This window comes from Caballeronia zhejiangensis, from assembly GCF_000698575.1.
In the GTDB taxonomy this organism is placed as follows: Bacteria; Pseudomonadota; Gammaproteobacteria; order Burkholderiales; family Burkholderiaceae; genus Caballeronia; species Caballeronia zhejiangensis.
Genome location: NZ_JFHD01000034.1, coordinates 48,195 through 68,452 on the forward strand (window position 1 = coordinate 48,195; position 20,258 = coordinate 68,452).

Annotated in this window: 20 protein-coding genes; 11 read left to right on the top strand and 9 right to left on the bottom strand. The window is 60.7% G+C overall.

Annotated features, from left to right (window positions below; genetic code table 11):
* Nucleotides 1-152: 152 nt before the first annotated feature.
* From BG60_RS28880 to BG60_RS38365, 3 genes are all read left to right on the top strand, one after another.
* Nucleotides 153-602 carry a DUF2231 domain-containing protein gene (locus BG60_RS28880; protein ID WP_033536374.1) on the top strand — a complete coding sequence of 150 codons (450 nt, stop codon included), beginning with the start codon at nucleotides 153-155 and terminating at the stop codon, nucleotides 600-602.
* A complete protein-coding gene (locus tag BG60_RS28885; RefSeq protein WP_008345882.1) occupies nucleotides 595-1,908 on the top strand; it encodes a PQQ-dependent sugar dehydrogenase in 1,314 nt (437 codons plus the stop codon). Before BG60_RS28880 ends, BG60_RS28885 begins: the two co-directional genes overlap by 8 nt.
* A 107-nt stretch (nucleotides 1,909-2,015) precedes the next feature.
* Nucleotides 2,016-2,462 (top strand): YjjA family protein, encoded by a 447-nt coding sequence (locus BG60_RS38365; RefSeq protein WP_034473659.1) that lies wholly within the window; start codon nucleotides 2,016-2,018, stop codon nucleotides 2,460-2,462.
* A 46-nt stretch (nucleotides 2,463-2,508) separates the two neighbouring features.
* Here BG60_RS38365 and BG60_RS28895 read toward each other — a convergent pair whose 3' ends face one another.
* Complete coding sequence (locus BG60_RS28895; protein ID WP_008345885.1) at nucleotides 2,509-2,862, bottom strand: H-NS histone family protein; 354 nt, start codon at nucleotides 2,860-2,862, stop codon at nucleotides 2,509-2,511.
* 223 nt (nucleotides 2,863-3,085) lie between these two features.
* Between BG60_RS28895 and BG60_RS40090 the strand changes: the two genes are divergently transcribed.
* Entirely contained in the window at nucleotides 3,086-3,400 is a 315-nt protein-coding gene (locus BG60_RS40090; protein ID WP_160172912.1) for a hypothetical protein, read from the top strand.
* Between the two features lie 99 nt (nucleotides 3,401-3,499).
* Nucleotides 3,500-3,868 carry an NUDIX hydrolase gene (locus BG60_RS37230; RefSeq protein ID WP_008345887.1) on the top strand — a complete coding sequence of 123 codons (369 nt, stop codon included), beginning with the start codon at nucleotides 3,500-3,502 and terminating at the stop codon, nucleotides 3,866-3,868.
* Between the two features lie 21 nt (nucleotides 3,869-3,889).
* Here the strand turns inward: BG60_RS37230 and BG60_RS28900 are convergent, their stop codons facing one another.
* The 5 genes from BG60_RS28900 to BG60_RS28920 form a co-directional block, all read right to left on the bottom strand.
* Nucleotides 3,890-4,603 carry a GGDEF domain-containing protein gene (locus BG60_RS28900; protein WP_034473661.1) on the bottom strand — a complete coding sequence of 238 codons (714 nt, stop codon included), beginning with the start codon at nucleotides 4,601-4,603 and terminating at the stop codon, nucleotides 3,890-3,892.
* Between the two features lie 2 nt (nucleotides 4,604-4,605).
* Nucleotides 4,606-5,001: a DUF1987 domain-containing protein gene (locus BG60_RS28905; RefSeq protein ID WP_008345890.1), complete on the bottom strand. Its 396-nt coding sequence runs from the start codon at nucleotides 4,999-5,001 to the stop codon at nucleotides 4,606-4,608.
* Nucleotides 5,002-5,019: 18 nt separating this feature from the next.
* Entirely contained in the window at nucleotides 5,020-5,583 is a 564-nt protein-coding gene (locus BG60_RS28910) for a SiaB family protein kinase (protein WP_008345892.1), read from the bottom strand.
* Between the two features lie 12 nt (nucleotides 5,584-5,595).
* The gene (locus BG60_RS28915; protein WP_008345894.1) at nucleotides 5,596-6,711 is read right to left on the bottom strand and encodes a SpoIIE family protein phosphatase; all 1,116 of its coding nucleotides are present in this window, start codon (nucleotides 6,709-6,711) and stop codon (nucleotides 5,596-5,598) included.
* Between the two features lie 283 nt (nucleotides 6,712-6,994).
* Nucleotides 6,995-7,333 (bottom strand): cupin domain-containing protein, encoded by a 339-nt coding sequence (locus BG60_RS28920; protein ID WP_008345896.1) that lies wholly within the window; start codon nucleotides 7,331-7,333, stop codon nucleotides 6,995-6,997.
* Between the two features lie 159 nt (nucleotides 7,334-7,492).
* Between BG60_RS28920 and BG60_RS36415 the strand changes: the two genes are divergently transcribed.
* Entirely contained in the window at nucleotides 7,493-11,443 is a 3,951-nt protein-coding gene (locus tag BG60_RS36415; RefSeq protein ID WP_160172913.1) for a chemotaxis protein CheB, read from the top strand.
* A 3-nt stretch (nucleotides 11,444-11,446) separates the two neighbouring features.
* Here the strand turns inward: BG60_RS36415 and BG60_RS28930 are convergent, their stop codons facing one another.
* On the bottom strand, nucleotides 11,447-12,088 hold the full coding sequence (locus BG60_RS28930; RefSeq protein WP_235366241.1) for an ATP-grasp fold amidoligase family protein: 642 nt from the start codon (nucleotides 12,086-12,088) through the stop codon (nucleotides 11,447-11,449).
* On the opposite strand from BG60_RS28930, the gene BG60_RS39705 reads away from it, so the two are divergent.
* From BG60_RS39705 to BG60_RS28945, 4 genes are all read left to right on the top strand, one after another.
* Nucleotides 11,987-12,433 (top strand): hypothetical protein, encoded by a 447-nt coding sequence (locus BG60_RS39705; RefSeq protein WP_235366242.1) that lies wholly within the window; start codon nucleotides 11,987-11,989, stop codon nucleotides 12,431-12,433. The two genes, BG60_RS28930 and BG60_RS39705, sit on opposite strands and share 102 nt — an antisense overlap.
* 414 nt (nucleotides 12,434-12,847) lie before the next feature.
* Nucleotides 12,848-14,092 (top strand): hypothetical protein, encoded by a 1,245-nt coding sequence (locus BG60_RS28935; RefSeq protein WP_008345902.1) that lies wholly within the window; start codon nucleotides 12,848-12,850, stop codon nucleotides 14,090-14,092.
* Between the two features lie 377 nt (nucleotides 14,093-14,469).
* Entirely contained in the window at nucleotides 14,470-15,678 is a 1,209-nt protein-coding gene (locus BG60_RS28940) for a glycosyltransferase family 4 protein (protein WP_235366239.1), read from the top strand.
* Nucleotides 15,679-16,074: 396 nt separating this feature from the next.
* On the top strand, nucleotides 16,075-17,313 hold the full coding sequence (locus tag BG60_RS28945) for a glycosyltransferase family 4 protein (protein WP_008345906.1): 1,239 nt from the start codon (nucleotides 16,075-16,077) through the stop codon (nucleotides 17,311-17,313).
* A 31-nt stretch (nucleotides 17,314-17,344) separates the two neighbouring features.
* Here BG60_RS28945 and BG60_RS28950 read toward each other — a convergent pair whose 3' ends face one another.
* Nucleotides 17,345-17,503 (bottom strand): DUF3563 family protein, encoded by a 159-nt coding sequence (locus tag BG60_RS28950; RefSeq protein WP_008345908.1) that lies wholly within the window; start codon nucleotides 17,501-17,503, stop codon nucleotides 17,345-17,347.
* A gap of 155 nt (nucleotides 17,504-17,658) precedes the next feature.
* Entirely contained in the window at nucleotides 17,659-19,452 is a 1,794-nt protein-coding gene (locus tag BG60_RS28955) for a serine hydrolase domain-containing protein (protein WP_241484905.1), read from the bottom strand.
* A gap of 312 nt (nucleotides 19,453-19,764) precedes the next feature.
* On the opposite strand from BG60_RS28955, the gene bfr reads away from it, so the two are divergent.
* Nucleotides 19,765-20,241, top strand: a complete 477-nt coding sequence (gene bfr, locus BG60_RS28960; RefSeq protein ID WP_008345910.1) for a bacterioferritin — start codon at nucleotides 19,765-19,767, stop codon at nucleotides 20,239-20,241.
* Nucleotides 20,242-20,258 lie beyond the last annotated feature (17 nt).

Genomic DNA, 20,258 nt, shown 5'->3' on the forward strand with positions numbered 1-20,258 from the left:
GTCGTCGATCACGCCGGACCTTCGCTTGAATCCTGTCGAAACAGGCACACCGTTTCATCTCTTCTCCTTTCAACGAGTCAACAACGAAGTACGCGCGCGGGCATGCCGCATGCGCAAGGGCTAAAAACCACGCGCATTCGGGAAGAGAAGCTATGTCCACTTCATCCGCCACTTCGAGACCTCCATCGAAATTCGCTCCGGCGATATTCGAATTGCTCGATCCCATTCCTTACGGGCTTTTTGTCGGCACGCTGATCTTCGACATCAGCTACGCCATCACGCGCAATGTGTTCTGGGGAAAAGGCGCGGCGTGGCTCGTGACGGCCGGTCTCATCATCGCCATCGTTCCGCGGCTGCTCAATCTCGGTCACGTATGGCTGCAAAAGCGGCGCGCGGTCTCGCGGATCGAACGAATCGATTTCTGGCTCAATCTGATCGCGATCGTCGCCGCTGTCGTCAACGCCTTCGTGCATAGCCGCGATGCCTATGCGATGGTTCCGGAGAACGTCATTCTCTCGGTCATCACCGTGGTGTTTCTGAGCATCGGTCATATCGCGATGGCCATGGACCGGCTCGTTCTCGCGGAGGCGGCTCATGAATAAGCGCATGATGATAGGCGCGCTCGCGATCGCATTCGCGGCATCGATGAGCGGATGCAACGAACACGCGCAGTACGATGCGCAACATCAGGCGGGCGAGAAGCCTCCACTGCCGGACGCACGCAACTTCTTCGCGCCGCCGATGCAGGTTCCCGAATACGTCGGCTGGCGCAACGGCGCGACGCCCAAGGTCGCGGAAGGATTGCGGATCGAAAAGATCGCGTCCGGTCTCGTGCATCCGCGTCAGGTCTACGCGCTGCCGAACGGCGATGTCCTCGTGGCCGAATCCAACAGCCCGAACGAGGAAGCGGTGACGACGCCCAAGCAACTCATCGCCGGATTGATCGCGAGCAAGTCGGGGAAAAAGGCGAAAGGCGCGAATCGCATCACGCTGTTGAGGAAAAGCGCGAGTGGCGAGTGGGAGCGGCATGTGTTCATCGATCAACTGCATTCGCCGTTCGGCATGCAACTGATCGGTGACACGCTCTATGTCGCGGATACCGACGCGATCCTCAAGTTTCCCTACAAGACGGGCGAAACGAGCATCGCCGAGCGCGGCGTCGAGCTGGCCGATCTTCCGGACACGATCAATCATCACTGGACCAAGGCCTTGCTCGCGAGCCCCGATGGCAAGAAGCTCTATGTCGGCGTCGGCTCGAACAGCAATGTCGGCGAGAACGGACTGGAGGTCGAATACCGGCGCGCCGACGTTCTCGAAGTCGACACGGCGACGGGCGCGAGCCGTATCTATGCAGCGGGCATTCGCAATCCGACCGGACTGCAATGGGAACCGAAGTCGAAGCAGCTCTGGGCAATTGCCAATGAACGCGATGAAATCGGTGCGGACCTCGTCCCCGACTATCTGACTTCAGTAAAAGAGAATGCGTTCTATGGCTGGCCGTATAGCTATTACGGACAGCACGTCGATCCACGCGCGCAGCCGCAGCGCCCCGATCTCGTCGCCCGCGCGATTCCGCCCGATTACGCTATCGGTTCGCACGTCGCGCCGCTCGGGCTGGCGTTCTATACGGGCGACAATCTGCCGGCGCAATATCGGGGCGGCGCGTTCATTGGCGAACATGGCAGTTGGGATCGCTCGCCGCTGAGCGGTTATGTCGTGTCCTACGTCGCATTCGAAAACGGCAAGCCTGTCGGCGCGCCGAAAGATGTCGTGACCGGCTTCACATCGGCGGATCAGAAAGAGCTATACGGCGCACCTGTGGGGGTGGCGCAGGATCGCGACGGCGGCCTTCTCATCGCCGATGACGTCGGCAATGTCGTATGGCGCGTCACGGGAACAGGCGGATGATTCGCGCTTGAATATCCGGTACTTTTCAACGAATCGAAACGCGCGCAGTCGATGCCGACCCGCGCGCGTTCATCGTCTATAGTGAGAGATCAAACCTCGGAGGCACCATGATCTTCTCAAAGCGTCATGTTCTGGCCGGCGGAATCCTGACTGCAGTCCTGCTTACCATTCCAGTAGCTCACGCTCAACTCGGCAATCTGCTCAATCAAGGTAAAGAGAGCAGCAGCGGCGGCGCACTCGGCAACCTGAGCGGCCTGACCGGAGGCTTATCGATGGATTCGCTCACGTCGGGCAGCACGAGCAATGTCGCGGGCGTTATCGAATATTGCGTCAAGAGCAACTATCTCGGCGGCAGTGCGTCATCCGTCAAGGACGGGCTGATGAGCAAGCTCGGCGGCTCGGCTTCCAGCGATTCAGGCTATACGAACGGCGCGAAAGGCATTCTGGATAGCGGCAACGGCAAGCAGCTCGACTTGAGCGGTGCGGGGCTGAAGGAGCAAGTCACCAAGCAGGTCTGCGACATGATTCTCGCTCAGGGAAAATCCCTTCTGTAGCGATGTTTTCTTGCCGCCGTGAGCGTGCCTGATCGAAGACTTCGCTTCAGGCCTCGTCGCCGAACAGCGCGGCTTGCGCGGCGGCTTTGGTCGTCTTCGTGGCGCGCGTGTCGGCGAGAAAATCATCGCGATTCTTTCCGACGATCCATTGCGGCGCGCGGCCGCGTCCGCTCCACGTCGCGCCGCCGATGGGATCGCGATACTTCGCTTCCCTGACCGGTTCCTGCGCTTTCGGCTTGCTGCCTGACAGCTCTTCCAGACTGATGCCGTACTGGCGCATCTTCTGCACGATTTCGATCAGCACCTGGCGCGTTTCGCGTTCCTTCGCTTCGGCCAGTTGCTTGTTCAGCGCGTCCTGTTTCGCCAGGAGTTCTGTGATTTCCGGTGTTGTGTAAGCCATTTCCTGATTCAATGTATGTGTATCGACAGCTTGCCGCATTGCCCTTGCGCCGATTCAGCCCGCCCAGCTTGTTCTGCACGGACGTCAACGCTTTGATGTTGCGACCGTGCCCGCCCTTGATAACGGGTCGAAAAATTCGAGCATGGGGAGAATACGCCAGTACAAAGCGCGGAGCATTCTGAAGGCGACGCGAAGCTGGGGAGAATCTTGCGCATCGCTCGTCGTGGATAGCTCTTTCGCTCTTTGCACTCCTTCCGCGATTACCGGCGTCGCCAGTGACGAGAAAGCACTGGCTATTGAGTTCGTTTTCGAGAGTGACGATCCGGCAGTACGCCGGTCGGCTTTGAAGAAAGTGGTTGGCCGTGGCAAAGGCCAGTCACCATCCCTATCCATTTCAATGCCTCGAGTTGAACAAAAAATCGCCTGGCTCAGACATTACCACAATGAACTGGCCGCATCGCATGTTTGTGACCGTTTGATGAAGCGATTTCCGCCTGTTGCGTGTACGCCGCCCGTGCTTTACGAGCTTGCCGAGTGAGTAAGGTTCTGTATTAGCATACACAGCTAATCAGGCTCTGCCCGATTCGATGGCGCGTGAAGCGCGTCGAGAATACCTGGAAGTAAAAGGGAGACCGGTTTGAAGAAACGCGCCACCGTGATCTGTCGCAGAGGCAAGCGCATCCTTCTTGTCGCCCGCAGTCAGTCGAAGTGGGCCTTGCCGGGCGGAATACTCAAACGTGGAGAACATCTTTCGGATGCCGCACTGCGCGAGCTTCGGGAAGAAACGCGGTTATCGGGAAAGTCGGCCAAATATCTTTTCGACTTTCGCGGCAAGCAGAAACACCATCACGTGTTTTCCTGCGCAGTCCCGAATCGGGCAAAAGCTCGCCCGAGTAACGAAATATCCAAATGCCGCTGGGTTCATCTGGACGACATCGCGCGCCTGATAACCAGCGCGCCGACAAGCGATATAGTCAAACTAATGAATCAGCGACGCAGAAAGTAATCGTCAAGAGCGGATATACGCCTATTGATCGGCGACTTCCACGCGATTACGTCCGCTTCGCTTCGCACGATACAGCGCTGCATCGGCGAGCCCGTATGCGATGTCGAAGCCGGTTCCCGCCGCATTATTGCTGATGCCGAAGCTCGCCGTGATGCGTCGATCCACCGGCTCGACGACCAGCGTATCGCTGATCGCCTCACGCATGCGCTCGGCGAGCAGCGCGGCGCTGTGCGGTTCATGTCCGGGCAACAGCACGGTGAATTCCTCGCCGCCCACGCGTCCGATGAAACCCTGATCGCGCACGATGCGCCGCAGGCAATCGACGACGCCGAGAATCACCGCATCGCCGGTGGGATGCCCGAAGTCATCGTTGATCCGCTTGAACTCGTCGATATCGAGCACGATCATCGCCGCGCTCGTCGAGCGCAGCGCTTTCGTGGCCTGCTCGATGACGGCGCTCCGATTCAGCACGCCCGTCAGCGCATCGTGCGACGCGCGATGCGCCAATTGCTGCGCGAGCGTCTGCATCTCGCGCTCGGCGCGGTCGCTGCGCCCGATCAGACGCCGCGTTTCGCGCATGAGGCGCTCGAAATGATCGATGAGTTCCCCCAACGACCGGCGATATTCCGCGGCGCCTGCGTCGGGCGCCGCGTGCATCGCGCGCGCCTTGTCCAGCGCCGCACTTTCGTTCTGGAACAGATCCGGCGTCGGATCGTCGGACGATGTCGATGGCATGCCTACCGTCCCGGATGAGCGATGAGACGGTCGGTGAATTCGATCGCGCGGAAATCGGCCTTCAGTTCTTCGCCGAACTCGGCGATGGTCTCGTCTTCCTCGTCGTGATACCAGTTCATCAATACGCGGCTGCCCGATTGCGCTGCCTGATCGAGCGCGTCGAACATGCTGAACAGCATCTTGGTGCTCGAGCTATTGAAGTAAGTCAGCGCGACGTCGATCGTGACGACGGCTCCGGCATGCTCGGCAAGATACTTGCGCATCTGCTCGATGACGGGCGCATAGAACGCGGCCGCATTCTCGGGATAGGACTCGCCCTTGAGCGACAACGCGTGCTGATCGAAACGCAAATCGACCTCGGGCGATGTCGTCGTGGCGGCAATATAAAAGTTATCCATGTTCTCGTGCCTTCCTGCTCAGATGATGGCCATAAGGCAAAACAGCGTGGTTCCGGGTTCGTCGGCACGCGGATGAAAAGCGAATTCGAGCGGCGCGCTCGCATCGCGCGCCATCGTCAGAAAACCCAGGCCGGCGCCTTTGCTGTCTTCGGGTGTATCCGAACGCAGCGATAGCTTGTACGCCTGCCTTATCTCTTCGAGCGACATGTTGCGAAGCGGCTCGAGCTTGTTACGCAGGCTTTCCACTTCGGCGGTCGCCATCGGATTGACGCATAACATGACGTGATGTTCGCCGTCCTTCGAGATGCATACCGCGCCCTCGCGTATCGCGCCTTCGTCTTCGCTGCCCTGCAAAAGCGCATTCGACGAGTAATGAACGATGTTCTGCGAAAGCTCGACAAACGAAGAGAAGAGCTTGCGGCGCGTCGGACCGCTCACGCCGGCGACTTCCAGTTGCAGCTTCACGACTTCGCCCATGGCCGCGACGATGTTATGCGAGAAATATCCCTTGTGATAGAAGAGAACATTGCGTCGCTGCGCCAGATCGAAAAAGGCGCTGTCCTGATCGAGTAGTTGAGACATGCTTTGAATTGATTAGATACGGGCACAAAAGAACGTGACATCGTCGCGGCGCGGCTGCACGCCTTGCCAATGCGCGAGCGCCTGCCGAACGCGCTCGCAGATCGTCCATGGCGACTCGCCGCGATGTGCGTGGATAACATCGAGAATGCGGCGCCGGCCGAAGGAAATGTTTCGCGGGCCGCCGATCTGATCCGTCAGCCCGTCGGTGCAAATGAAGATCAGGCTGCCGGCCGGAGCCGCAATCGCGCGCAGATTCCACGCGTAGTCCGCGCGGCTGTCGACATAACCTACGCCCATGCGATCGGCCGCGATGGTTTGGAACTCCGCCGCATCGGGCGGGAGAATATGCAGCGCGACGCGCGCGCCCGCGAAATGCAGCACGTTTTCCGAAGCATCGAGCCAGAAAAACGCGGTGTCGAGTCCGTCATTGGATTGATGCCCGGCGGCATCGCCGTTCACTTGCCCGAGCAAGCCCTTGACGTTGCGATTGACCGCCGCGAGCAACGCAGCCGGATCGCGCGGACCGATCTGCTCGATCGCCTTCGACAGCGACGCCGAAGCAAGCAAGGTCATGAACGCGCCGGGAACGCCGTGACCGGTGCAATCGGCCACCGCACCGAACCAGCCATGCGGGAACGCCGCGAAATGATAGAAGTCGCCGCCGACGACATCGCGCGGTTCCCAGACCATCGCGACATCGCGAAGCTGCGTCGACAATGTGTCGTCGGATGCGCGCAGCATGGCGCGCTGTATCACGCTCGCATATTCGATGCTCTGCATGATCTGGCGGTTCTTCTCCGCCTGCATTTGCGCGACCGCGCTCACGAGTTCGAGGCCGCTGCCCACGCCGGAGAACCGTCCGCCGCGCGTGACGATGAAACCATCGACGAGCGCCTTTTCGCCGGCATCGACGGTTCTGAATGCGAGGGTTTCGATGCTCACGTCCGCTTCGACGATCAGCGGCTCCTTGTCCATGAACGCGATGCAACTCTTCTTGTCGTAAAGCTCGCGATGAAAAGGCTTGCTCATCTGCGACATGAAGATATCGCGGTTGATCAGTCCAATTGGGCGCAATCCTTCGATCACGGCCAGGCTTCCCATGTCGCGGCGCGCGGAGAAGATTTCCATCACCAGTGCATTGGAGCCCTCCGCGTCGACAAAGGGGACTTCCCTGCAAAGATCGCCGGCAGTACGAAGATCTCTCTGCCCGGAAAAACCGCGAAAGCTCGAGAACGCTGAGTGCATGACAACGCTGGCCGATGTATGAAGAAACAGTGCACGCTAAGGCTTCTTCATGAACTTTCGGTGACAAAACGCAGCGTCATTCGCCTCATTGTTGCGAAAGCGTTAAAGCGGCCAAATGCAAACGTTTGCCGCCTGTTCCGCGCTGAAACACGCTGATTTTTTGTTTTCAGGCCCGGCGTTCGTGATAGATCGCGAGCCATACGGTCGGCTCGACGGCATGCGTCCATGCGACGCGATGCCGGCAATGCGGTTCGATCAGCACATGATCGCCGGGACGCATTTCGAGCAGCGTCGAATCGTCTTCGAATTCGAGCGCGGCCGCGCCCGACAGCAGCACGACCCATTCGGCGCGCGAGTCGTCGTACCAGAATCCTTCGGGGCTCGCGTGCCCCATCGACACGATCCGCTCCACGTTCAGACGCTCTCCGGTGACGAGCATGTCGACACGCTCCTCATTGCCGCGCTTCGCTTCGAAGCTGAAAAGATTACCAGTCTGGATTTGCATGGCTCGACCTCGGTATTGAAACGAACTTGCCGTTCTATCGTGCCCGAGATACGCCGATCGAGCGATCGGAAAAAATACGCGAGTCGAATGGGCGTCGAATTGGCTTCGCACATTCGTGCTAGCCTGAAAGACGGATCTTTTCATCGCGAGGAGTGGCGCGTGCAGATTTCCGATCCGACATCGCTGTCCCGGCTGGAGCAGATTCCGGAGTCCGCCTTCGATCTCATCGTCATTGGCGCGTCGGCGGGCGGGCACATGGCCACGGCCAGTCTCGTCGACGGCCTGCCGAAAGACTTGCCGCTCACGGTCGTGCTGATGATGCACCTGCCGCCCGAAGCAACACTATGGGTCTTCGAACGACTCGCGTATCGGGTCGAATGGATCACCGCCGGCTCGCGCATCGGCGGGCGCAGGCTGATGGTCGCCCCGCCGCACGCCTTCGTGGAATTGCTGCCGGACGGTTCCTTCGTGCTGTCGCCGTGTCCCGGCGGCGCGATCGAACGGCCGATCGACCGGCTCTTCGAATCCGTTGCGCGCAGCTTCGGCCCGCGAGCGATCGGCGCGATCCTGACGGGCCTCGGCCGCGACGGTTCGTTGGGCGCGAACGCGTTGCGCGCCGCCGGCTGCCGCCTGATCGTGCAGAGTCAGGCGAGCGCGGAATATCCGCAAATGCCCGCAGCCGCCATCGCCACGGGCGCGGCGGACATGGTGGTGCCGCTCGACGACATTGGTCAGGTCATCGGCGAGATCGTCTGCGGAACGCCACAGCCGCGCATGCGCTCGGAGCTGCGCGCCATCAACCGCACGTTCGGCGATGCCGGCGAGATCGCGCATCTGGCGCGAGAGATCGACTGGTGCCGCACGCCGCTCGGATGCGTGCTCGGCTGGCCTGCCGAACTGCAGCTTACCGTACGCACCGCCATCGATTCACCGCAGGCGATGTCGATCCTGTGGGGCTCCGATCTGATTCAGATCTACAACGACCGCTGGCGCGTCTTCCTCGGCGCGAAGCATCCGCTCGCCCTCGGCCGGCCCGCGCACGAGACGTGGCCGGAGGTCTGGACGGACGTGCTCGGACCCATCGCCAAGGGCGTTCTGACTCACGGCGAGGCGGTCGCGGGCGAAGATTTCCCGATCATGATCGACCGGCACGGCTTCGTGGAGGAAGTTTTCGTCACGTTCTCGTACTCGCCCATCCGCGATGTGCAAGGCCGCGTGCTCGGCGTGCAGAACACGGGCTGTGAGACGACGCGCAACGTCGTCGCCGAACGCCGCACGCGCGCATTGCACACGCTCGCGAAGGCGCTTGCCGACGCCTTGTCGCGACGCGAAGCCTGCGAACGCGCCGCCGCCGCGCTCGCCAGCGCGCCGGCGGATTTGCCGTTCGCCCTGATCTATCTGTTCGACGAAACGGGCCAGCAGGCGAGCCTTGCGGGAGCGGCCGGTCTCGAGGCCGGCTGCGCGGCTGCGCCCTACACGCTCTCGATGAACGTCCGGGACGACGGAAGCTGGCCGATGTCCGCGGCGTTGGCGGCGTCGAGATCCGGCGTGCTGACGGGCTTCGCCGTCGACGATCTCGACTGCCGCTTTCCCGGTCTCGAGGCGCCCGTCACGGCGCCCCGGCGCAGCCAGCGCCCGACGCGCGCGCTGATCATACCGCTCGGCACCGCGACGCGAGCCCGGCCGCTCGGCGTCCTGATTCTCGGTCTCAGCCCGCATCGGCCTCAGGACGAAGCGCACGCGCACTTCATCGATCTCGTCGTTCAGCAAGTCAGCGCGGGAATCGGCGACGCGCTCGCCAATGAACTGGAGCGCGAGCGGCTGGCGCGGCTCGCCGAAATCGATCGCACGAAGACCGAGTTCTTTTCAAATGTGAGCCACGAATTCCGCACGCCGCTCACGATGATGCTCGCGCCGCTCGACGAACTGCTCCGCCAGCATCCGTCGCTGCCGGAGAAGGCCGCCGCGAACGTCGTGGTCGCGTCGCGCAATGCACGCCGCCTCTTGCGGCTCGTGAACAGCCTGCTCGATTTCTCGGCCATCGATGTTCAGGGACGGCCCGCCGTCGCGCCGATCAATCTCGGCCGGCTCACCGCGGATATCGTCAGCGCGTTTTCCGGCGCGATCAAGGCGGCGGGACTCGATTGCCGCGTCGCCATCGACATGGACATGCCGCCCGTGCCGGTCAACGTCGAAATGTGGGAGAAGATCGTCTCGAACCTCATTTCGAACGCACTCAAGTTCACGTTCGAAGGCCATATCAGCGTTCGCCTCAAGGCGATCAGGCTGCATGCGGAACTGGAAGTCATCGATACCGGCGTCGGCATTCCGGCGTCGGAGCTGCCGAACGTCTTCACGCGCTTTCATCGCGTGCAGAAATCCCGCGCGCGCACGGCGGAAGGCGCGGGCATCGGTCTCGCGATCGTGAAGGATCTCGTGCAGCGTCTGGGCGGGCAAGTGTCCGTGCGCAGCGAGGAACATTCCGGCACCACGTTCCAGGTCTGGATTCCGCTGACTTCGCGCCTCGAAACGATCGAGCGCCCGGACCTGAGCGGGCGCGAGCCGGCGCTCGCCGCACTGCTGGCCGATGAAGCGGCACGCTGGCTTCGGCCGAACGGATCGCTCGAGGACGATGACCTCGTCGAGTTGAGCGCGGCCACGGGACCGAAACGCGGCCGTGTGCTGGTCGTCGACGACAATGCGGATGTTCGCGAGCATCTGCAACGTCTGCTCAGCGCGCGCTGGGAAGTGGACGTCGCGCCCGACGGCACGCTCGCGCTTGCTCAGGCGCATCGGCACCGGCCCGAGCTGATCCTCGCGGATGTCATGATGCCCGGCATGGACGGCTTCGCTCTATTGCGCGCGATACGCGAGGACGATGCGCTCAGGGACACGCCTGTCATCCTTCTCACGGCCTACGCCGGCGAAGACTCCGCCATCAAGGGGCTCAAGGCCGGCGCGGACGACTATGTCGCGAAGCCGTTTTCCGCGCGCGAGCTGCTGGCGCGCGTCGAAGGGCAGATCGAGCTGTCACGCTCGCGCTTACGCACGCGGGAAGTCAACGCGTTTCTGGTGCGCTTCTCGAACGCGGCGCGCGATCTGACCGATCCGCAAAGCATGATGCACCTGGCTTGCCGGATGGTCGCGGGGCAACTGGACACCGAGCAGGTCGAGTGGCTGCCGATCGAAGATTGCGCGACCTGTGAGCCATTCGCGTCGGCGTACGAGCGAGGCCAGTCGGTCGTCATCAGCGATACGCAGGCCGATCCGCGTCTGTCCGCGACGATCAGGCAGAGCCTTGCCGAAGACGGCATCGGCGCGGCTGTTTTCGTCCCGGTGATGGCCGAAGGCCGCTTGCGCGGGCTTCTTCGCGTGACGCAACGCACGTCCCGCCGCTGGATGCCGGAGATGGTCGCGCTGGTCGAAGGCGTTGCGGGCCGTTGTTGGGCCGAGGTCGAGCGCGCCCGTTCGGCGGAAGCGCTGCGCGACGCGCTAGAACACGAATCCGCGCTGCTCATGGAACTGAGGCGCCGGGTACGCGGCATCATCGCCGAGATCATTTCGATCAACGCGCGCACCGCCGATGGCGCGGAAAGCGTCGAACGCCATGCGTCGCTCATGAACGGACGGCTGCAAGCGCTCGCGCGCATCGAGCAAGCGCTTGCCGATGGACTGAACGTCGAAGTGGATCTGCACGACATCGTGCGTCTCGAGATCGATGCGCTGGGCGAAACGAACGGCAAATTCGATATCGACGGAGAGCATGCCGCGCTTTCATCGGAAGCCGCCGAGACGATGACGATGATCGTCCACGAGCTCGTCGTCAACGCACTGGAATACGGCGCGCTTTCGGCGGATGGCGGAGTCGTGACGATTCGCTGGGCGCGCGTCGACCGAAGCGGCGCGACGTGGCTCTGCTTCGACTGGACCGAACATGGCGGGCCCGTGCTCGACGCGTCGGCGAACGTTCGCCGACGCGGCTTCGGCACGGAGATGATCGAACGAAAGGTCGCCGACGAGCTCAATGGAAGCGGCCGGCTGGAGCTCGGGCGGAACGGCGCGCGATGTCACATCGAGTTTCCGCTGGGCGACACGCGCGGCCGGCCGTGAACGTTACATGAGGCTTCCCCACTCGTAGTCCACCTTGTCGGGATGCAGCGCGAACATGCCAGCGCCCGGCGTGAACGTCAGCTCGCCGAAGTAAATCCGGTCTTTCGCATCGTACAGATCGACGCGCACGAATTCGAAATCGCTCGACAGCTTTCGCGCGATCGAAACGAGCGCATCCAGATTCGCCGGTCGCGGAGCCGGAGTCGGGCTGCGCGGATAGTGGCCCATGCCGATATCGAGAAGATTCCAGTCCGCGTCGTACATGTCGCCGCGCGGGCTTCCGAAACGATCCGAAATAACGAGGATGAATATCTTCGGATCGCCCGACTGCTTGTTGAAGACATGAAACTTCAGATCCGGCGGGACCTTTCCATCTTCTCCGGTAAGAAGTGCCTCGAAGAAAATGCGCCGCTCGATGGTTCGGTAATGTCGTTCGCGTGCAATCGCATAAAAGTCGGTCGATAACCAGCTTTTCGCCATTGCATCGAGTTTCTCGAATGACGTTTCGTTCTTGTCGCGCACGACATGCACGAATCCGCTGCCGTGATTCGCCTTCATGACGAAGGATTGGGGAAGCGCATCGAAAACACTTCTCGTGAAATCGGATGGTTCAGCAACCAGCGGCACGAGATACTCGCTGCCGATCTTTTCCGCAACGTATTCACGTACTTTCAGCTTGTCGCTGAGGTCGCCGAAGCGTGGATCGGGTTCGAGGCAGCGCCGCAGGATTTTTTCATTGAATGTCGTCGGATTGCGCAGCTTTGGAAATCGTCCGATCCGGCGACGATGATAAATGGTCAAGTACAGGTTATCGGGCAACCAGTCCCTTACGCTGTGAAACAACGTCTTCGAGAGAGTCATTTACTCCCCTCCTTTATTCTGTCCGTCAGACGAAACCCCGTCCGCCCCTTTCTCCGGCCGCGCGTTAAATGCGAACCGAATTTCGCCACGGCGCTGTTCATTGCCGTCGGCACTTCATCGAAACCTTGATTTTCTGCTGAATCGTGGACTGCACGTATGTACGCGAACGCACACACCCGAAAACCACGGTGTCAGAACACGTTTCCAAAAGTTGCTTTGCTTGCGACGACATTTCTTCGACGTTAAATTTCCTCGGGCCGGCGAATCAGATAACCGGACCGGTTTCTCTCTTTCGATGAGTCGCTGGACTTCACCGACGCAAGTCAGACCATAACGCATCCGGTCGATAGACGAGCGTCGTAGCGACAGGCGTCAACATTTGCGTCAATCGTATCGAGACCGTCTCCACGAGCAAGCGCGTTTCTTGCATCGAGAGCGGCTCGCGATGCTTCCGATGCCGGATGCACGCCACGCATGCGTCGCGCATGCGGCCGCAGTGCAACCCGCAACACCTTCAGAAATCCTTAGGGGCGGAGTCGACACATGCTCAAAGAGAAACAGATGAACACGCGCTGGATGACAAGCGCACTCGCGGCCGCAGCGCTCGCATTGCTCGCCGCTTGCGGTGGCGGCGGCGGTTCGGGCAACGGATCGAGCTCGCCCACGAGCTCGGGCGAAGGCGGTGCAAGCTCACCGGGCGGCGCGAGCGCACCCTCCGGCGCGAGCACGCCTTCGACGACGACCGGCACGCCGACGCTCGCCGCCGCGACTGCAGTCGTCGATGGTACGACGATCGGCGCATCGCAATGGAGCGACGGCTCGACATCGACGGGCGGCACCGGCCAGGCCGTCGCCAATCTGAACTGTACGGTCGCCGGCAATAAATACAGCTATTCACATCTGTCGATTTATCAAAACGGTAAGCAACTCTCGTTGCCGGCGAACGTCGGATACGTGAAGCCGACCATGGCGAAGCAGACGGGTTGCGTGTATCCGGTCCACACCGTCGATGCCTCGGGCAAGATCCGCATGGACGTGACATCGAATGCGTCTTACACGCTCGGGCAGTTCTTCTCCGTCTGGGGTCAGCCGCTCAGCACGACCAACGTGGCGGGCCTCACTGGCAATGTGACCGCGTGGGTGAACACGGGCGGCACGCTCACCAAATACACCGGCGATCTTTCGAGCCTCGTGCTGCCGGACAAGGGCGAAGTGACGCTCGTCATCGGCGCGACGCCGACGCAGATCGCGACCTATACGTGGACCGATCCGCCGCCGTTCACGTCGACGGTGACGACGCTCAGCTACGGCGGCCTGGTGGGCAATCTGTACTTTACCGATGGCAATACGGCGACGGGCGGCACCGGCGCGCCGGTCGATGGCCTGATCTGCGCGGCGGGCATGGCAGAGACGTTCCACGTTCACTCGCACGTCGCCATCTTCAAGGACGGGCAGTGGCTCGCGTTCCCGAAGAATGTCGGCATCTTGTCTTCGTGTAACTATGAAACGCACACGCATGACAACACCGGCATCATTCATATCGAAACGCCGAACTTCAAGGACTTCACGCTCGGCCAGGTATTCGATGTCTGGGGCATGCCGCTTTCGAGCACGAACGTTGCGGGCATCACCGGCGACATCGTCGTATATATCAACGATAACGGCGACGTGCGGCGCTACACGGGCGATCCGCGCAACATTCCGCTGACGTCTCTGCGGGATATCACGTTCCAGATCGGCAAGCCTTTGACCACGCTTCCGACTTATTCGTGGTACGAGCCGCAGTAACGACAGCATGCACGCCGCGGTTCAGGCCGCGGCGTTCGATCACTGCCCGCATTCCTCTTTCTTTCAACACCCAATGTCATCGGCGTCTATGTTCGGCACCACATTGAACGCCGGTGCACAAGCTGCTATGTTTTCCGCATCGCAGTCGAGCCGAAATGCGCTCGCGCGAGTATCTGTCATGGCAGAGACAAGCACCGCTCGACGATTCTTTGAACACGACGTTAGCTCGCCGTCGAGTATGATGATTTCAATACCTGCCTTGTCTTCCGGGGTTTTTCCGTCGTTTGACCGATCGTCGAACCCTGAGAGCGTTACGCTCTGCCGTGTCTTTGCATAGGCTTTTCCAAGGGGACTTCGTCGTCGTGAAGATACTGATCGTGAACACACTCTATTTTCCGGATGAACCCGGAGGGGCCGAAGTATCTACGCGACTACTGGCCGAGGGTCTGGTCAGGGCAGGCATCGAAGTCTGTGTGGTCTGCGCGACCGGATCGGGTGTCGACCATGTGGACAACGTGAATGGTGTGAAGGTCTATCGGCTTCGCTCGGTCAATCTTTACTGGCCGCATCTGCGCGAGAAGCACGGCCGCGTCGCCAAGCTGATCTGGCATGCCATCGATGTCTATAACGTCATCATGTCGCGCAAGCTCGCGAGCATCATCGCGCGTGAAAAGCCGGACGTGATCAGCACCAGCAATCTGTCTTGCCTCTCTGTCGATATCTGGCGTCTCGCACGCAATGCCGGCGTGCCGATCGTGCATACGGCGCGCGATTACTATCTGATGTGTCCGACCGCGATCATGTTCTCGCATTCGAAGCCATGCCAGCGGCAGTGCGGCGTGTGCTCGGTGTATGCGCAGCCCAAGCGCATCGCGTCGGCGCGCGTCGCGGTCGCTGTCGGCGTGAGTCGCTTCGTGTTGCAAAAGCATCTGGAAAGCGGCTACTTTTCGCGTGCGTCGCGCACGGCGGTCATCTATAACGCGTGCGAATCGCTTGAAACTTCGACTGCGCCGCCGCGCACGCGCCGTTATGCAGGCGGCCCCGTGCGACTCGGCATACTCGGGCGCGTGTCGCGGGAGAAAGGGCTGGAAGTGCTGCTCGAGCAATTGCTCGCGGACGATACGCTGCAATGGACGCTAGCCGTAGGCGGCCATGCGGATGCCGATTATCTTCAGGCGCTCAAGTCGAAGTACGACGATCCGCGCATCGAATATCTCGGCCGCGTGAAGTCCGACGCGTTCTACGACAGTATCGACATTCTCGTGGTGCCATCGATCTGGAATGAACCGTTCGGGAGGGTCACGGTCGAAGCGTATTCGCACGGCGTGCCGGTCGTCGGTGCAAACACGGGCGGCATTCCCGAAGTCATCGAGCCGCGCACGAATCTGGTGTTCGACATCGCGCAGCCCTCTTCGATCATCGGCAAGCTGCATGAAGCGGTGGCGTTGCTCGACGACCCGCGCGTGCACGAGCGTTTCCGCGAATATGCGCGGCGCTTCAACGTCGATGCGATGGTCGAGTCATATCGCGCGCTGTATGAAAGCGTGCTCGAAGAACAGGCGCTGCCACGCGCCGTATGTCCGTAACCTTGCCACGGTCCATATCGTTTTTGCTGCTGGCCACAAGGTAAAAATCGGGCTATCGATTCATAAGGAAGACGCAAAGCATGTAGGCAGCACGCAAATTGAAAAAACGCGATACCCCTTGCTTTCATGGGGTAAACTGGGCCGCACACCTTGCAGGGTCAAAGTTCAGCTCGAACGACCGCACTCGATTTCCAATCCTGTCGTCGATCGGATCGAGGTGACGCGGCGCCAACTGTCAGCCATCAGCTCATACGCTGTAGAACCGGAGCCGCGACACATGAAGGGTCATCCGCCCCGTCACATCATCGGCAAGCGCTCAACAAGCTACGGCGCGCGCGAAGACTTTCGCACCGCCAAGCCGCCGGCTCGTAGTGATCTGCATCCTGTCCATACGCCGTGAAAGTACTGATCGCGAACACGTTATATTTTCCAGACGAGGTCGGCGGCGCCGAAGTTGCGACGCGACTCCTTGCCGATGGCCTCATCAAGGCAGGCATAGAGGTTTGCGTGGTCTGCGCGACCGGCACAGGCGACGATCGCAATGAAGTCGTCAACGGCGCGAAGGTCTATCGTCTGCGTTCGACCAATCTCTATTGGCCGCATGCGCCTGGCGAGCATTCCCGCGTCGCCAAGCTGATCTGGCACGCGATCGACGTGCGCAACACGTCGATGACGCGAAAGCTCGCCGAGATCATCGAGCGCGAGAAGCCGGACATCATTCATACTGCCAACCTCTCGTGTCTTTCCGTCGATGCATGGCGCGTCGCCAACAACGCGGGCGTGCCTATCGTACATACGATCCACGATTACTATCTGTTGTGCCCGACGGCGAGCATGCTCACGGCCGGCAAGCCCTGCGCGAGTCAGTGCGGCGTGTGCTCGCTGTATGCGAAGCCGAAGCAGATCGCATCCGCGCAGGTCAGCGTTGCGGTCGGCGTGAGCGATTTCGTCTTGCAGAAGCATCTCGAGAGCGGTTTTTTCTCGCGTGCGGCAAAGACGACCGTCATCAACAATTGCTATCAGCCGGCCATGGATTCCGTCGCGGCACAGCACTCGAGACAAGATGGAAACGCTCCATTGCGACTCGGCATGCTCGGGCGCGTGCTGCCTGAAAAGGGCGTCGAGTTGCTGCTGGAACAACTGCTCGCAGACCAGACGCTCGACTGGACGCTCTCGATCGGCGGCACCGGAGATCAGGACTTCGTCGATTCGGTCAAGACGAAATACGCGGACCCGCGCGTGACTTTCCTCGGACGGGTCGATCCTTCGGATTTCCTGAGCAGCATCGATATTCTGGTGGTGCCGTCCGTGTGGAACGAACCGTTCGGGCTGGTCGTCCTCGAAGCGTATTCGCATGGCGTGCCCGTCGTCGGATCGAATATGGGCGGCATTCCCGAGATCATCGAGCCGCGTTCGAATCTCCTGTTCGACGTCGGCCGGCCCGAGACGTTGATCGACAAAATTCACGAGGCAACCGCCTTGCTCGACGATCCTTCTACGCGCGACCGGCTGCGCCAGCATGCGCGCAAATTCAGTCTCGATGCGATGATCCGCTCCTACGTCGAACTGTACGAAGGAATGGTCTGCCTCGAAGATCGAAAGCCGTGGCTCGCGACAGGACGTGAGGCGAATTGAGCCGCGGATGTTTCATGCGGGTCTTCGCGCATCAAAACGACATGCTGTAAGCGCGGTCTTCGTCTTCGACGTTACGCATGCGGCGTTCGAGATCGGCAAGATCGCCTGACGACGCGAGATAAGCGCTATGCGAAGGCATGTCGGTACGGGAAACCAGCTTGCCGAGAAGATGCGAAAGCAGTGCGAACATGATGTGCTCCTTGTCGTGTAGGAGGCGGCGTTTGCCGTATCGCTTCACCGCCTGACGCAGCGCGCATGACGTTCGTTCGTCGAACCTGCTTCACATGCATCGCCGATGTGAAGCAGGTTACTTCCCGTGAATTAGCTTCGAATGAGTGCTTTCATTCAAGCCTTCGCGTAAATCGAGCTTCCGAGCGTCAGTGTCGTGCCGCCACTCGCTGACGCAAAGCGGATCTCATAGAGATCGCGACCGAAGTTACCAGGCACCCTGACCGACATGCCGCCGCGATCGTCCGAAAGCGGCACGAAGAGTTGATAGCGAAGGTCCGTGTTGCCGTACAGCACATAACCCGGCAGTTCGGGCAACGTGGTCAGGTAAGCCGGTTCGTTCCCATCGATGACGATCGGCACGGCCGTTGGCGAATCGTTCGTCAGGGTCCATTGCGTGTCTAAACGCTGCTGCCATGCGGTGTCGAGCGGCGTGAGCGCGGCGAGTTGCTGACCGACCGGCAGCGTGAGATACGCGTAACCCGCGCCTGGCACCACACGCTTCATCAGATAGCGATAGCTGTACGCGTGGCCGTTCTCATCGGTTCCGGAAGCGACCGTGAAGCGATACGAGGCGCTATCGCTATTGCTCCACCACCATCCGTCACTGCGATACTGGTATGCGCCAAGCTGCGTCCACGCACGCTTCTTTCCATCCCACTGGTTCAATTGCAGGCTGCCGTCCGGATTCGCGATCACCTGGAATGGCGAGTCGGAATTGCCGTAGATACCGCCAGCCGTGACGATGTTCGGCGCCGATGCGGCCGATGGCGCCGTCGTGCTGATCTTGGCCGGCAGCGAGGCGATCGAGCCGTCCTCTTTCAGCGCGGAGAGCACGAGCGATTCGGCGAGCTTGCGAGCGTCGTAGCCCGAATTGCCCGTGATCATCAGCGCGAGTTGCGCCTGTGGCACGACAAAGAACTCGCTCGAATAGAAGGCCGTTCCGCCGTCCTTTTCCCATCCGAGGACGCCTGCTGCATCGAGCGCCGGTTGCCTGATCGAGTCCCAGCCGAGTCCCCATTTCCATTCGGGCGACGGATTAATCAGGAGTCCGGTAGTTTGATCCGTGCCCATCTGCGCGATGCCCGCCGCCGATACTACGCGCTGCCCCTGAAACATGCCGCCGCCGATGATCATCTGCGCGAGATTCATCATGTCGCCGGGCGTGGAGCTCAACCCGCCCGTCGCATAGGCGTTGACGAATTCCTGATACTGCGTGCCGTTCGCAAACGGATACGAGAACGAGCCGCTGCTCGGCACGCTCGTTAGATAGCTGGAGTTCGTCATCTTCAGCGGCGCGAGGATGTTCGCTTCCACGAAGCTCGCGAAGCTCTGCCCTGTCATCGCGAGGACGATCTGCTCGATCATCGTGAAGCCGTCGTTGCAATACACGGCAAGCTCGCCGGGGTAATGCTTCAGATGCGTATTCGCGAGTTCGGCTTGCGTATCGGCTGCGTAGCCGGGAACCGGCGCGAACGTGAAGAGATTGCGCGAATTCGTGCCCGGCAGTCCCGACGAATGCGAGAGCAACTGGCGCGTCGTGATCTTCGCGTACTCGGGCGAGAGCATCGTGAATGTCGGGAGATAACGGACGATCGGCGTATCGAGCGTGATCAGTCCGCGATCCTGGAGGATCGTCGCTGCGAGCGCCGCAAACAGCTTGCTGACGGAGCCGATGTTGAAACGCGTCTGGGTCGTCGCCTTGGTTTGGTTCGGCACCGACGATACGCCGAACGCCTGCTGCCAGAACACGTTGCTGCCCTTGAGCATGGCCACCGATATTGCCGCGACGGGCTGCGTCGGATTGCCGATGGCCTGCTGGATTGCCTGCTGCCCCATGGCGACGGTTTGAGGATAGGACTGGGAGTCGGCGTTATCGCTGCCGCAGCCGGGAAGAAGTGTCGCGAGCATTCCGGCGCCGGCCATGCCGAGGAACTGCCGACGGCCCGTGCTCGCTATATTCGGGCTGAAGATTGAAGGGGCGCGGGTACGGTTCGATCGGGGCACGACGTCTCTCCTTGTTGTTATCTGCAAGGCGTACTCTGTGCGGCTCGTTCCTTTTGCGCTCGATTATAGGCATGAAAATCGCGCAATCGAGGGAAGTTTCCGCTACGCGGGCGGATGCGGCAGTGTCGCCACTAATGCGAATGAATCTCGTTGTCGGCTCGTCATCGCCGAACGTCTATTCTGAGTGTGTGGCAACGCGACCAGGCGGGAGACGGTATGCAAGGCGATTCGAAAGTGATTGACTACCTCAATGCCGAGCTGAAGAACGAACTGACGGCCGTGCATCAGTATCTTTTGCACGCGCGTCTCTATCAGCATTGGGGATTTGAAGAACTCGGCGCGCACGAATACGACGAGTCGATGGACGAGTTGACGCATGCTGACAAGCTGATCGAGCGAATCCTCATGCTCGATGGACTGCCGAATTTGCATGATCTTCATGCGTTGGCCATTGGCAAGCAGACGCTCGAAGCTCTGCAGAACGACCTCAAGCTCGAGCAGGCGGCCCAAGCGCAATGCAAGGAGGGGATCGTCTATTGCGAATCGGTGCGGGACTTTGTCTCAAGAGGGATTCTGGTCGAACTGCTCGACGCTACCGAGGATCACATCGATTGGCTGGAGATTCAGATCGGCCTCATCGACAAAATCGGCATCGAGAATTATCAGCAATCGGCTATTCGCAAGCTGGCGTGAGATGCTTTGAAAGTCCC

Excerpts from the sequence above, each read along its gene's own strand:
- BG60_RS28950 (WP_008345908.1), bottom strand. The coding sequence starts at position 17,503 with ATGTTCGCACTGCTTTCGCATCTTCTCGGCAAGCTGGTTTCCCGTACC.
- BG60_RS28900 (WP_034473661.1), bottom strand. The coding sequence starts at position 4,603 with ATGCCATCGACATCGTCCGACGATCCGACGCCGGATCTGTTCCAGAAC.
- bfr (WP_008345910.1), top strand. The coding sequence starts at position 19,765 with ATGCAAGGCGATTCGAAAGTGATTGACTACCTCAATGCCGAGCTGAAG.
- BG60_RS28880 (WP_033536374.1), top strand. The coding sequence starts at position 153 with ATGTCCACTTCATCCGCCACTTCGAGACCTCCATCGAAATTCGCTCCG.
- BG60_RS28915 (WP_008345894.1), bottom strand. The coding sequence starts at position 6,711 with ATGGAAATCTTCTCCGCGCGCCGCGACATGGGAAGCCTGGCCGTGATC.
- BG60_RS28885 (WP_008345882.1), top strand. The coding sequence starts at position 595 with ATGAATAAGCGCATGATGATAGGCGCGCTCGCGATCGCATTCGCGGCA.
- BG60_RS28895 (WP_008345885.1), bottom strand. The coding sequence starts at position 2,862 with ATGGCTTACACAACACCGGAAATCACAGAACTCCTGGCGAAACAGGAC.
- BG60_RS28935 (WP_008345902.1), top strand. The coding sequence starts at position 12,848 with ATGCTCAAAGAGAAACAGATGAACACGCGCTGGATGACAAGCGCACTC.
- BG60_RS28920 (WP_008345896.1), bottom strand. The coding sequence starts at position 7,333 with ATGCAAATCCAGACTGGTAATCTTTTCAGCTTCGAAGCGAAGCGCGGC.
- BG60_RS38365 (WP_034473659.1), top strand. The coding sequence starts at position 2,016 with ATGATCTTCTCAAAGCGTCATGTTCTGGCCGGCGGAATCCTGACTGCA.
- BG60_RS28905 (WP_008345890.1), bottom strand. The coding sequence starts at position 5,001 with ATGGATAACTTTTATATTGCCGCCACGACGACATCGCCCGAGGTCGAT.
- BG60_RS28910 (WP_008345892.1), bottom strand. The coding sequence starts at position 5,583 with ATGTCTCAACTACTCGATCAGGACAGCGCCTTTTTCGATCTGGCGCAG.
- BG60_RS28955 (WP_241484905.1), bottom strand. The coding sequence starts at position 19,452 with ATGCTCGCGACACTTCTTCCCGGCTGCGGCAGCGATAACGCCGACTCC.